The sequence below is a fragment of the Actinacidiphila yanglinensis genome, assembly GCF_900107965.1.
Lineage (GTDB): Bacteria > Actinomycetota > Actinomycetes > Streptomycetales > Streptomycetaceae > Actinacidiphila > Actinacidiphila yanglinensis.
Map to the genome: position 1 here is coordinate 731,474 of NZ_FNVU01000001.1, position 13,177 is coordinate 744,650.

Genomic DNA, 13,177 nt, shown 5'->3' on the forward strand with positions numbered 1-13,177 from the left:
GACCACGAGAGGCTCCGGCAACACCCCCGGAGGGACGAACGGTCCGAAGGTCGTACACGATCACGCGGGCGGCCCCGCCCCGGAGTCGCGTCGGGCGGGCTTCGGGCCCGCGTCGGATCCGCGTCGGGCCTGATCGGCGCCCGTGTGGGGACCCCTTGGAGGGCCGCTGGAGAACGGTAAGTCGCGCCGGCGGCCACCGAGGGTGACAGCCGCGCTCATCGGAGCGCGTACCTGCACACTTCGATACTTGTCAACAACCGTTAATCCGAACGTCGTTGGGCAGTTGCCGTCACCGGGCTCCCTACCAACGAGTAAGTCATACGCTCGATACATGCGTCGAGCCAAAATTGTCTGCACCCTGGGCCCCGCCACCGAGTCCTACGACCAGATCAAAGCACTGGTCGAGGCCGGGATGGACATCGCCCGACTGAACCTGAGCCATGGCGGTTACGCCGAGCACGAGGACCGCTACCGGCGGGTCCGCAAGGCGTCCGACGAGACCGGGCGCAGTGTCGGCATCCTCGCCGACCTTCAGGGTCCGAAGATCAGGCTCGGCCGTTTCGCCGAAGGCCCCGTACTCCTTGAACGCGGGGACGAGTTCACCATCACCGTCGATGACATCGAGGGTGACCAGCTCATCTGCGGCACCACCTACAAGGGACTGGCCGCCGACGTGGCGCACGGCGAGCGGATCCTGGTGGACGACGGCCGGGTCACCCTGGAGGTCACCGACGTCGAGGGCCCGCGGGTGCACACCATGGTCATCGAGGGCGGCATGGTCTCCGACAACAAGGGCCTCAACCTGCCCGGTGTCGCGGTCTCCGTGCCCGCCCTGTCCGACAAGGACATCCGCGACCTGCGCTGGGCGCTGCGCACCGGCGCCGACATCATCGCGCTGTCCTTCGTGCGCAGCGGCCGCGACATGGACGACGTGCTGCGGATCATGGCGGAGGAGGGCCGCCGGGTCCCGGTGATCGCCAAGATCGAGAAGCCGCAGGCGGTCGACAACCTGGAGGACATCGTCGACCGCTTCGACGGGATCATGGTCGCCCGCGGCGACCTGGGCGTCGAGATGCCGCTGGAGGACGTGCCGATCGTCCAGAAGCGCGCGGTCAAACTCGCCCGGCGCAACGCCAAACCGGTGATCGTCGCCACCCAGATGCTCGAATCGATGATCGACAACTCCCGCCCCACCCGCGCCGAGGCCAGCGACGTGGCCAACGCGGTGATCGACGGCACCGACGCGGTGATGCTCTCCGGCGAGACCAGCGTCGGCAAGTACCCGATCGAGACGGTGAAGGTGATGTCCCGGATCGTGGCCGCCGCCGAGGAGGACATCCTGGCCGCTGGGCTGCCGCCGCTCACCGAAAGCAACAAGCCGCGCACGCAGGGCGGCGCCGTGGCCCGCGCCGCCGCCGAGATGGGCGACTTCCTGGACGCCTCCTACCTGGTGGCGTTCACCCAGTCCGGGGACACGGTGCGCCGGCTGTCCCGCTACCGCTCGCCGATCCCGGTGCTGGCCTTCACCCCCGAACCGGCCACCCGCTCCCAACTCAGCCTGACCTGGGGCGTGGAGACGTTCCTCGGCCCGATGGTGCAGACCACCGACGAGATGGTGCAGCAGGTGGACGAGGAGCTGCTGCGGATCGGCCGCTGCAAGAAGGGCGACGTCGTGGTGATCACGGCCGGCTCGCCGCCCGGGATGCCCGGAACGACCAACATGGTCCGGGTGCACCACATCGGGGAGGACGATTCCCCGAAGGCGTAACGCCTTATCCCGCATTTTGGTGCTGACGCGTGGCGGGTGCGGCCGGAACCACGCGTCGAAATCAGGCCAGGGCCCCGTGGACGGATTGTCCGCGGGGCCCTTCGGTTTCCCCGACTTTCGACCGGGCACGCGGGGCGGGGCGAAACCCGAAACGTCGAACGACCGCCATTAACGCTGCGTTACACGGGCGCAATATCCAATCGGCGGCTGGGCCGGCCCTGCCGGTGCCGGGTTTTCCCGTTGTGGTGATCTTGTCCGGAATGACGGCGTGGCCCGGGTGTCACCCGCCCCACGCTCACCGGAAGTGCGGGTTCTCACCATGCGGACCTGACGCAAAGCGCCCAAACATCGCGGTCAACCTCAAAGGAAGCTCAAGAATGCTCGCCGGGCATAACAAGACTGTCACACTCTTCGCCGTACCTCTGCCTGACACCCCATGACGCGCCTAGAGTCACGGCCAGTCACCGCGCCGCCGAAATAGCGACTTCGGATCTCGCGCGCGACTTCGGCCGTTCATCAGGACCGGCCGGGCCAGGGAAAGGACCGCTTGTGCGACACCGCTCTTTGTTGCTGCTCACCACCGTATTGACCACAGGAGCCCTCACTCTGACCGCCTGCGGCTCGCGCAGCGACGACGGCAAGAAGAGCGGCGACGACGGCAGCAGCGGCACCGGCAGCAACATCACCCTCACCATCGGCGTCGACGCGCCGCTCACCGGCCAGAACTCCGCGACCGGTCTCGGCCTGCAGTACGGCACCCAGATCGCCGTGGACGACGCCAACAGCAAGAAGCTCGTCCCCGGCGTGACCTTCAAGGTCAAGGCGCTGGACGACAAGGCGCTGCCCGCCACCGGCCAGCAGAACGCCACCGCCCTGGTGCAGGACAGCAACGTCATCGCCACCGTCGGCCCGCTCAACTCCGGCGTCGCCGAGTCGATGCAGCAGGTCTTCGCCACCGCCAACATGGTGGAGATCTCGCCCGCCAACACCAACCCCGACCTCACCCAGGGCAAGGACTGGGCGTCGGGCAAGAAGGTCCGCCCCTTCAAGACCTACTTCCGCACCGCCACCACCGACGCCAACCAGGGTGGCTTCGCGGCCGACTACGCGTACAACACCCTGAAGAAGAAGAACGTCTTCGTCGTCGACGACAAGCAGGCGTACGGCGCCGGCCTCGCCGCGATCTTCAAGGGCAAGTTCGCCTCCCTCGGCGGCAAGATCGCCGGCACCGACCACGTCAACACCGGCGACACCGACTACTCGGCCCTGGTCACCAAGATCAAGCAGTCGCACGCCGACATGCTCTACTACGGCGGCCAGTACGACGAGTCGGAGCTGATCACCAAGCAGCTCAAGGCCGGCGGCGTCAACATCCCGCTCATGGGCGGCGACGGCATGTACTCCGACACGTACATCAAGACGGCCGGCAAGGCCGCCACCGGCGACCTCGCCACCTCCGTCGGCGTCCCCGTCAGCACCCTCCCGGCCGCCCAGAACTTCATCAAGGCGTACAAGGCCAAGGGCTACCCCGGTGACTACGGCACCTACGGCGGCTACTCCTACGACGCGGCGACGGCCATCATCAACGCCGTCAAGACCGTCATGGACGCCAACGGCGGCAAGCTGCCGGCCATGAACGACGCCCGCGCCAAGCTCGTCGACGCCGTGCAGAAGACCGACTTCGACGGCATCGCCGGCCACGTCTCCTTCGACCAGTACGGCGACACCACCAACAAGCAGCTGACCGTGTACCAGGTCAAGAACGGCGCCTGGACCGCTGTGAAGAGCGGCGTCTACTCGGGCTGACCGGACCCCGCACCATCCGAGGGCCGCGCGGCCGGTCACCCCGGCCGCGCGGCCCGCGTTTTGCCCACGCCACACCCGCCCGCCCCACCCACCGGGCGCCCCGGAAAACGCGCCCACACGTCCCCGACCCACCTGCTCCCAGCGACATGGAGGCCATGCGGTGCACACCCTGCCGCAACAGCTGGCCAACGGGCTGTTCCTCGGCTCGATGTACGGGCTCATCGCCATCGGCTACACGATGGTGTACGGCATCGTCCAGCTCATCAACTTCGCCCACGGCGAGATCTTCATGACCGGCGCCTTCGGTGCCCTCACGGTATGGAACTGCCTACCCGACGGCATGAACATCTGGGCCGCGCTGCCCCTGATGCTCATCGGCGGTGCCATCGTCTCGGTCCTCATCGCGGTGGGCGCCGAACGCTTCGCCTACCGGCCGCTGCGCGGAGCACCCAGGCTGGCACCCCTGATCACCGCCATCGGCCTCTCCCTCGCCCTCCAGCAGGCGATCTTCGTGTGGTACCCCGGCGCCGACAACGCCAAGGACTTCCCGCAACTCGGGACGCACCCGTACCACCTCGGCTCCATCGCCATCCAGCGCAACGACATCTTCCTCGTCGCCGCCGCCGTCGTCTGCATGGTCGGCCTCGCCGCCTTCGTCCGCACCAGCCGCACCGGCCGCGCCATGCAGGCCACCGCGCAGGACCCGGACACCGCGCAGCTGATGGGCATCGACACCAACCGCATCATCGTGATCGCCTTCGCCATCGGCGGCCTGTTCGCCGCCGTCGCCGGCGTCGCCTTCGGCCTGAAATACGGTCAGATCACGTACAACATGGGCTTCCAGGCCGGCCTGAAAGCCTTCACCGCCGCCGTCCTCGGCGGCATCGGCAACATCTACGGCGCCATGCTCGGCGGACTCGTCCTCGGCATCGCCGAGGCGTGCGCCACCGCCTACATCGCCAACATCCCCGGCATGCACCAGCTCGGCGGCCAAGGCTGGGCCAACGTATGGGCGTTCGTGCTGCTCATCGTGGTCCTCCTGGTACGACCACAGGGCCTGCTGGGTGAACGCGTAGCGGACAGGGCGTGATCCGCATGACCGACATCCCCCTCACCGAGCCGCTGCAGCCCACCCCGCTCGGCACCACCCACCCGGACGCGGCACGCTCCGACTCCTTCGTCACGCTGCCGCCGGGCGTCGCCCGCATCGCCACCCTCGTCGGCGTCGCCGGCACCATCGTGTCCACCTTCATGTCGTGGACCTACACCTCCGCGTTCCCCGGCGACCTCACCGTCAACGGCTACCCCGGCGGCCTGCAGGTCCTCACCCTCATCGGCGCCATCCTCACCGGACTGGTCGCCCTCGGGGCCTTCGGCGTCAAGGGCCTGACCTGGCTGGTGCCCAACCGCTCGCCCAACGCCGTCCTGCTGCTGGCCGCCGGCACCTTCGCCACCACCTGGTACGCCGTCATCGCCATCGCGCAGGAACTCGGCGGCCTGGCCAACCTCAACCCCGGCGGCTTCGTCGCCGCCGTCGCCTCCCTCGTGCTGCTCGTCGGAACCCTCGGCCTGCCGATCGACCGCCAGCCCCTGGACCCCTCCGGCGCCGAGTACTACGAACTCGGCCGGCTCAGCGAGAACGGCCCCGCCCGCGGCACCTACCGCTGGCTGCGCCAGGCCCGGCTCAACCACGGTGAACTGCCCGTCCCCGACCCCGCGAGGGCACCCGCGTGGGTGCAGTACCTCACCATCGTCGTGGTCGCGGCCGCCGGCGTGAAGGTCCTCACCTACGGACTGGCCACCGGCTACACCGAACTCTTCATCGGCTACCTGATCCTGGTCGTCTTCACGCTCTGGGCCTTCATCGCCGCCGGACTCACCCGGCAGTTCTCCAAGATCACCGCCGACCACCGCCCGTTCGCCGCCCTGATGGGCGTCGTCGCCGCCGTCGCCTACCCGTTCGTGCAGAACAACGAGCACTGGGCGAACCTCGGCGTCAACATCCTCATCTTCGGCACCGTCGCGCTCGGCCTGAACATCGTCGTCGGCCTCACCGGCCTGCTCGACCTCGGCTACGTCGCCTTCCTCGGCGTCGGCGCCTACGCCGCCGCCCTCGTCTCCGGCTCCCAGTACTCCATCTGGTCCGGCGTCGAATTCCCCTTCTGGGCCGCGGCACTCACCGGCATGGCCGCCTCGCTGGTCTTCGGCGTCCTCATCGGCGCCCCCACCCTGCGGCTGCGCGGCGACTACCTGGCCATCGTCACCCTCGGCTTCGGAGAGATCTTCCGGATCGCCGTCAACAACCTCGACGGCGTCTCCGGCCCCAAGGTCACCAACGGACCGAACGGCATCTCGCAGATCCCCGACCTGTCGGTCTTCGGCTACAACCTCGGCGACCCGCACCAGTTCGGCTCCATCACCCTCGGCCGGTTCGCCAACTACTACCTGCTGATGCTGGTCATCACCGTGATCGTGGTGCTCGTCTTCACCCGGGCCTCCGACTCACGCATCGGCCGCTCCTGGATCGCCATCCGCGAGGACGAGACCGCCGCCACCGCCATGGGCATCAACGGCTTCCGGGTCAAGCTCATCGCCTTCGCGCTCGGCGCCTCGCTCGCCGGCCTGGCCGGCACCGTCAGCGCCCACGTCACCTACAGCGTCGTGCCCAACCCCTACCAGTTCTCCGGGGCCGCACCGCCCAACTCCGCGTTCCTGCTCGCCGCCGTCGTCCTCGGCGGCATGGGCACCGTCAGCGGACCGGTCCTGGGCGCCGCGCTGCTCTACATCGTCCCCGAGAAGCTGGGCTTCCTCCAGCGCTACGAACTCTTCGCCTTCGGCGTCACCCTCATCCTGATCATGCGCTTCCGGCCTGAGGGCATCATCCCCAACCGCCGCCGCAAACTCGAGTTCCATCAGGACGAAGCCCTGCTGCCCGCCCAACAGGCGCTCGGCGACGGCACCGCCGCCCTCGGCAAGGCAGGGGCGTGAAGGACACCATGACCACCACGACCAGCACCACCACCGAACCCGCCCGCACCCCGGACGGCACCCCGCTGCTCGAGGCCAGCGGCGTCATCATGCGCTTCGGCGGCCTCACCGCCGTCCGCGACGTCAGCCTCACCGTCAACAGCGGCGAGATCGTCGGCCTGATCGGCCCCAACGGCGCCGGCAAGACCACCTTCTTCAACTGCCTCACCGGGCTGTACATCCCCACCGAGGGCTCGGTCACCTACAAGGGCACCGTCCTGCCGCCCAAGCCCCACCTCGTCACCAAGGCCGGCGTCGCCCGCACCTTCCAGAACATCCGGCTGTTCGCCAACATGACCGTCCTGGAGAACGTCCTCGTCGGCCGGCACACCCGCACCCGCGAGGGCCTGATCTCCGCCCTCATCCGCGGACCGGGCTACCACCGGGCCGAAGCCCGCTCCCGCGAACGCGCCATGGAACTCCTGGAGTTCACCGGCCTCGCGGCGAAGGCCGACCACCTCGCCCGCAACCTTCCCTACGGCGAGCAGCGCAAGCTGGAGATCGCCCGCGCCCTGGCCAGCGAGCCCGGACTGCTCCTGCTCGACGAGCCCACCGCCGGCATGAACCCGCAGGAGACCCGCGCCACCGAGGAACTGGTCTTCGCCATCCGGGACCAGGGCATCGCCGTCCTCGTCATCGAGCACGACATGCGGTTCATCTTCAACCTCTGCGACCGCGTGGCCGTCCTCGTCCAGGGCGAGAAGCTGGTCGAGGGCACCTCCGAGGTCGTCCAGAACGACGAGCGCGTCGTCGCGGCCTACCTCGGCGAACCCTTCGAGCCCGAGGCGGCGCCGGCCACGGCCGGCAGCGGGCCCGCCGCGGAACCGGCCCCGGAGGCTGCTGAGGAATCCGCGGAGGAATCCGCGGAGGAAGCTGCCGCAGAACCGGCCGGGGAACCTGCCGAGGAGGGGGCCGCGGAACCGGCCGCGGAGACCGTCGCGGAACCGGAGGAGGGGCGCGACCCGGAACCGGCCGCCGAAAGCCACCCGGAACCGACACCGGCCGACCCCGACCCCGAGGCCGGGCCCGGCACGCAGGAGCAGGAGAACGACCGATGACCGCACTGCTCGAAGTGGAAGACCTCCGGGTCGCCTACGGCAAGATCGAAGCCGTCAAGGGCATCTCCTTCTCGGTCGAGGCCGGCCAGGTCGTCACCCTCATCGGCACCAACGGCGCCGGCAAGACCACCACCCTGCGCACCCTCAGCGGCCTGCTCAAGCCGATCGGCGGCCGGGTCACCTTCGACGGCAAGGTGCTCAGCCGCATCCCCCCGCACAAGATCGTCTCCCTCGGCCTGGCCCACTCCCCGGAAGGCCGGCACATCTTCCCCCGGCTCACCATCGAGCAGAACCTGCTGCTCGGTGCCTTCCTCCGCAGGGACAGCGCCGGCATCACCCGGGACGTCGAACGCGCCTACGAGCTCTTCCCGATCCTCGGCGAGCGCCGCAAGCAGGCCGCGGGCACCCTGTCCGGCGGCGAGCAGCAGATGCTCGCCATGGGCCGCGCCCTGATGTCCCAGCCCAAACTGCTCATGCTCGACGAACCCTCCATGGGCCTCTCGCCGATCATGATGCAGAAGATCATGTCCACCATCGTCGAACTGCGGTCCCAGGGCACCACCATCCTGCTCGTAGAGCAGAACGCCCAGGCCGCCCTCTCGCTGGCCGACCACGCCCACGTCATGGAGATCGGCACCATCAAGCTCTCCGGCACCGGCCAGGACCTGCTGCACGACGAAGGCGTCCGCAAGACCTACCTCGGCGAGGACTGACCCCGCCGCGCCCCCTGGGGAGCGCGCAAGGGTGCCCACGGGTAAGGCCCGCACTCCAAAGAGTGCGGGCCTTACCCGTGCCGTATCCGCCGGCAGCGGCTACTCCTTGTCCGTGACCTCGTCGATGACCGCCTGCGCCACCGCCTGCATCGACATCCGCCGGTCCATCGAGGTCTTCTGGATCCACCGGAACGCGGCGGGCTCGCTGAGCCCGTACTTCGTCTGCAGCACGCTCTTCGCCCGGTCCACCAGCTTCCGCGTCTCCAGCCGCAGCGACAGGTCGGCGATCTCCGCCTCCAGCGCGCGCAACTCCTGGAAACGGCTCACCGCCATCTCGATCGCCGGCACCAGGTCGCTCTTCGTGAACGGCTTCACCAGGTACGCCATCGCGCCCGCGTCGCGGGCGCGCTCCACCAACTCGCGCTGCGAGAAGGCGGTCAGCATCAGCACCGGCGCCAGCTTCTCCCCGGCGATCCGCTCCGCCGCGCTGATGCCGTCCAGCACGGGCATCTTCACGTCGAGGATCACCAGGTCGGGGTGCAGCTCCTCGGCGAGTTTCACGGCGACCTCGCCGTCGCCGGCCTCCCCGACGACGGAGTAGCCCTCTTCTTCCAGCATTTCCTTGAGATCGAGCCGGATCAGCGCCTCGTCCTCGGCGATGACGACACGCGTGGTCACGGGCGGCACATGCGTGGAGGCGTCGTCCTGCGCGGGGGTGGGCTCGTCGGGGGCGCTCACGGTGCTCCTCGGGTCATGGCGTGTGGTACACCCATGAGCCTACCTAGCTGCGACGGCTCGCATCCACACGGTACGATGTGCCGAACGGTCTCGCCGGGTTGGTGGAAGGGTAGACACGGAGGCCTCAAAAGTCTCTGTCCGAGAGGGCGTGCGGGTTCGAATCCCGCACCCGGCACCTTTAGAGACCTTTAGCAAGATCACTGCACGTGATGAATGTGCGTGCGGTTTCCTCTCTGGATCGCGGTGCGTGCACCAAGCTCGTTCCATGCGTGATCCACAAATTCGCCGCCGAGCCGTCGACCTCGGTCGCTCCGGAGTACGAAACGCGGAGATCGCTTCCCGACTCGGTGTGCCGGCGGGAACCGTCGGCTACTGGCTGCACATGGATCGCGACCGGCGCGGGCAACTCCCGGGCAGGCAGCGGCCCTGCGCGCGATGCGACGGGTCCCCGCTCGATCGCGCCGCCTACAGCTACCTTCTCGGTCTCTACCTGGGCGACGGTCACATCGTGCTGCAGGAGCGCTACCGGGTGTGCCGGCTCTCGATCACCTGCACGGAGAGCTGGCCGGGCCTGATGGACGCCGCCGAAGCCGCGATGCAGGCGGTCTTCCCGCACAACAGGACGAGCCGGGTGCCCCGGACCGGCTGCTCCGACGTGCGGGTGTGCTCGAACCACCTGGAGTGCTTCTTCCCCCAGCACGGCCCCGGCAAGAAGCACGAGCGCACGATCGCGCTCGAGCCTTGGCAGCAGGAGATCGTGGACGCGTATCCCTGGGAGTTCCTCCGTGGGCTGATCCATTCCGACGGGTGCCGGATCACGAACTGGACCGTCCGTACGGTTGCCGGTGAGCGCAAGCGCTACGAGTACCCCCGTTACCTGTTCACCAACGTCTCCGACGACATCAGGCGGCTCTACTGCGACACCCTCGACAAGGTGGGCGTGGAGTGGCGGGTGACTCGGCGCGGTGACCGGCCGTACAACGTCTCCGTGGCGCGGCGGGAGGGGGTGGCGTTGATGGATCGGCACATCGGGGGCAAGCACTGAGCCGCGCAGGGGTGTTCAGGTGGTGGCGGGGGCCGGGGGAGTGGCGGGGCGGAGCATGCAGGTGAGGCGGGCGGTGCAGACGCGCTTGCCGGTGGCGTCGTCGGTGATGACGATCTCGTAGCTCGCGGAGGAGCGCCCGCGGTGCACGGGTGTGGCGGTGCCGGTGACGGTGCCGGAGCGCACGCTGCGGTGGTGGGTGGCGTTGAGGTCGACCCCGACCGCGATCTTGCTCGGCCCGCCGTGCAGCATCGCGCCGACCGACCCGAGCGTCTCGGCGAGGACCGCGGACGCGCCGCCGTGCAGCAGACCGTACGGCTGCGTGTTGCCCTCGACGGGCATGGTGCCCACCACCTTGTCGGCCGCTGCCTCGGTGATCCGGATGCCCATCCGCTCGCCGAGGTGCCCGGCGGAGAACAGGGCGGGCAGGTCGATGCCGAGTCCGGCGTACTGCTCCACGATCTCCGGGGGGAACTGGGTGGTGGTGCGCTCGCCCATGCGGGTCGGCTCCGTTCTTCGGTGGTGGCGGGTCTCGGCGTTGGCGGTTCAGGGCCGGTCGGACCGGTGTGGTTCGAGCCGGACCACCACGGACTTCGACGCGGGGGTGTTGCTGGTGTCGGCCGTGTGGTCGAGCGGGACCAGCACGTTCGTCTCGGGATAGTACGCGGCCGCGCAGCCGCGGGGTGTGGGGTAGTGCACGACGCGGAAGCCGTCGGCGCGGCGTTCGCTGCCGTCGGTCCACTCGCTGACGAGGTCGGTGTACTCGCCGTCGGCGAGGCCGGCGGCGGTGGCGTCGTCGGGGTGGACGAGGACGACGCGGCGGCCGCCCTTGATGCCGCGGTAGCGGTCGTCCAGGCCGTAGATGGTGGTGTTGTACTGGTCGTGCGAGCGCAGCGTCTGGAGCAGCAGCCGTCCTGCCGGGACCTTGGGGTATTCCAGGGCCGCGGCGGTGAAGTTGGCCTTCCCGGTGGCGGTGGGGAAGGTGCGGCTGTCGCGGGGCGCGTGCGGGAGGGTGAAGCCGCCGGGGCGCCGGACGCGGGCGTTGAAGTCGGTGAAGCCGGGGACGACCCGGGCTATGCGCTCGCGTACCTGGTCGTAGTCGGCCTCGAAGTCGGCCCAGGGTATGCCGTGTCGGGGGCCGAGGACGGCGCGGGCGAGGCGGCTGACGATGGCGGGTTCGGAGAGCAGGTGGGGTGAGGCGGGGTCGAGGTTGCCGCGGGAGGCGTGCACCATGCCCATGGAGTCCTCGACGGTGACGAACTGGGCGCGGCCGCCCTGCCGGTCCTTCTCGGTGCGGCCGAGGGTGGGCAGGATCAGCGCGCGGGCGCCGGTGACGGTGTGGGACCGGTTGAGCTTCGTGGAGACGTGGACGGTCAACCGGGCCGTGCGGATGGCGGCTTCGGTGACGTCGGTGTCGGGGGAGGCGGCGACGAAGTTGCCGCCCATGGCGAGGAAGACCTTGGCCCTGCCGTCGCGCAGGGCGCGGATGGCGCGGACCACGTCGTAGCCGTGGTGGCGCGGGGGCGGGAAGCCGAACTCCCGTTCCAGGGCGTCGAGGAAGGCGGGTGCGGGCCGTTCGAATATGCCCATGGTGCGGTCGCCCTGGACGTTGGAATGGCCGCGGACGGGGCAGACGCCTGCGCCGGGGCGGCCGATGTTGCCGCCGAGCAGCAGGAAGTTGACGACCTCGCGGATGGTGGGGACGGAGTGCTTGTGCTGGGTGAGGCCCATGGCCCAGCAGACGACGACGCTCTTGGCATCCAGGACGAGGGCGTGGAGTTCCTCGATCTCGGCGCGGGTGAGGCCGGTGGCCTGCTCGACCTCGGCCCAGTCGGTGGCGCGGGCGGCGGCCGCGTACTCCTGGAAGCCGTGGGTGTGGGTGGTGACGAAGTCGTGGTCGACGGCGTCCGCTTCGAGGAGGAGGCGGCCCAGGGCGCGGAAGAGGGCCTGGTCGCCGCCGAGCCGTATCGGCAGGTGCAGGTCGGACAGCGCGGTGCCGCGGCCGGCCAGGCCGGCCGGGGTCTGGGGGTTCTTGAAGCGTTCGGTGCCGGCTTCGGCGAGCGGGTTGACGGTGACGATGCGGGCGCCGCCGTGCTTGGCCTTCTCCAGGGCGGAGAGCATCCGCGGGTGGTTGGTGCCGGGGTTCTGGCCGGCGACGATGATCAGGTCGGCGCGGTGGAGGTCCTCGAGCAGGACGCTGCCCTTGCCGACGCCGAGGGTCTCGGTGAGGGCGGAACCGGACGACTCGTGGCACATGTTGGAGCAGTCGGGCAGGTTGTTGGTGCCGAAGGCGCGGGCGAAGAGCTGGAGGAGGAAGGCGGCTTCGTTGCTGGTGCGGCCGGAGGTGTAGAAGACGGCCTCGTCGGGGCTGCGGAGGGCGTTGAGTTCGTCGGCGATGATCTCGAACGCGCGCTGCCAGGGGACGGCTTCGTACCGTTCGGCGCCTTCGGGCAGGTACATCGGCTGGGTGATCCGGCCCTGCTGGCCGAGCCAGTAGCCGCTGCGCCGGGCGAGGTCGGCGACGGGATGCGCGGCGAAGAAGTCGGGGGTGACGCGGCGCAGCGTGGCTTCCTCGGCGACGGCCTTGGCGCCGTTCTCGCAGAACTCGAAGGTGTGCCGGTGCTCCCCCTCGGGCCAGGCGCACCCGGGGCAGTCGAAGCCGTTCTTCTGGTTCACCCTCAGCAGGGTCAACGCGGTCCTGCGCGCGCCCATCTGCGCTTCGGCGATCTTCATGCTCTGCGCGACCGCGGGCAGCCCCGCGGCGGCATGCTTCGGCGCGCTGACATCCGGCGCGTCCTGAACGGGGTCACCAGTGGGGGGCTTCTTCGCCATGTCCCTGATCCTGCCACCCTTCTCGCGCCTCCGGCCCACCTCTGTGGGCACGAACACGCCCCCGCCCCACCCGTGGTGGCCGGCGGGCCGAAGGGGGCGCCGGTGTCGAAAGGTGGGGGCTCCTCCCGGGCGAAGCTCCGGGGGAACGCGGAGGCCCTGAGGAACGAAGGGCTGAGCATGATCGACTGTCGAT

10 protein-coding genes and 1 tRNA gene are annotated in these 13,177 nt (G+C 69.5%); 8 read left to right on the forward strand and 3 right to left on the reverse strand.

All coding sequences use genetic code 11. The features are described 5' to 3' along the window. Positions 1–331 precede the first annotated feature (331 nt). From pyk to C4U44_RS03065, 6 genes are all read left to right on the forward strand, one after another. Positions 332–1,768 carry a pyruvate kinase gene (gene pyk / locus C4U44_RS03040; RefSeq protein ID WP_103883972.1) on the forward strand — a complete coding sequence of 479 codons (1,437 nt, stop codon included), beginning with the start codon at positions 332–334 and terminating at the stop codon, positions 1,766–1,768. A gap of 549 nt (positions 1,769–2,317) precedes the next feature. Continuing rightward, a complete protein-coding gene (locus tag C4U44_RS03045; RefSeq protein ID WP_235031753.1) occupies positions 2,318–3,574 on the forward strand; it encodes a branched-chain amino acid ABC transporter substrate-binding protein in 1,257 nt (418 codons plus the stop codon). A 160-nt stretch (positions 3,575–3,734) separates the two neighbouring features. Next, entirely contained in the window at positions 3,735–4,664 is a 930-nt protein-coding gene (locus C4U44_RS03050) for a branched-chain amino acid ABC transporter permease (RefSeq protein ID WP_103883974.1), read from the forward strand. 5 nt (positions 4,665–4,669) lie between these two features. After that, positions 4,670–6,562 (forward strand): branched-chain amino acid ABC transporter permease, encoded by a 1,893-nt coding sequence (locus C4U44_RS03055; RefSeq protein ID WP_103884182.1) that lies wholly within the window; start codon positions 4,670–4,672, stop codon positions 6,560–6,562. Between the two features lie 8 nt (positions 6,563–6,570). Further along, positions 6,571–7,659, forward strand: a complete 1,089-nt coding sequence (locus C4U44_RS03060; RefSeq protein WP_103884183.1) for an ABC transporter ATP-binding protein — start codon at positions 6,571–6,573, stop codon at positions 7,657–7,659. After that, complete coding sequence (locus tag C4U44_RS03065; protein WP_103883975.1) at positions 7,656–8,372, forward strand: ABC transporter ATP-binding protein; 717 nt, start codon at positions 7,656–7,658, stop codon at positions 8,370–8,372. Before C4U44_RS03060 ends, C4U44_RS03065 begins: the two co-directional genes overlap by 4 nt. 99 nt (positions 8,373–8,471) lie before the next feature. Here the strand turns inward: C4U44_RS03065 and C4U44_RS03070 are convergent, their stop codons facing one another. Then, entirely contained in the window at positions 8,472–9,110 is a 639-nt protein-coding gene (locus tag C4U44_RS03070; protein WP_103883976.1) for an ANTAR domain-containing response regulator, read from the reverse strand. Between the two features lie 92 nt (positions 9,111–9,202). Here C4U44_RS03070 and C4U44_RS03075 point away from each other — a divergent pair. Both C4U44_RS03075 and C4U44_RS03080 read left to right on the forward strand, forming a co-directional pair. Further along, positions 9,203–9,285 (forward strand) — tRNA-Leu (locus C4U44_RS03075). 174 nt (positions 9,286–9,459) lie between these two features. Beyond that, positions 9,460–10,155, forward strand: coding sequence for a hypothetical protein (locus C4U44_RS03080; protein ID WP_103883977.1), 696 nt, complete (start codon positions 9,460–9,462; stop codon positions 10,153–10,155). A gap of 15 nt (positions 10,156–10,170) precedes the next feature. Here C4U44_RS03080 and C4U44_RS03085 read toward each other — a convergent pair whose 3' ends face one another. Together C4U44_RS03085 and C4U44_RS03090 are read right to left on the reverse strand one after the other, a co-directional pair. Beyond that, the gene (locus C4U44_RS03085) at positions 10,171–10,650 is read right to left on the reverse strand and encodes a PaaI family thioesterase (protein WP_103883978.1); all 480 of its coding nucleotides are present in this window, start codon (positions 10,648–10,650) and stop codon (positions 10,171–10,173) included. Positions 10,651–10,698: 48 nt separating this feature from the next. Beyond that, a complete protein-coding gene (locus tag C4U44_RS03090; RefSeq protein WP_103883979.1) occupies positions 10,699–12,984 on the reverse strand; it encodes an FdhF/YdeP family oxidoreductase in 2,286 nt (761 codons plus the stop codon). Positions 12,985–13,177: the final 193 nt, after the last annotated feature.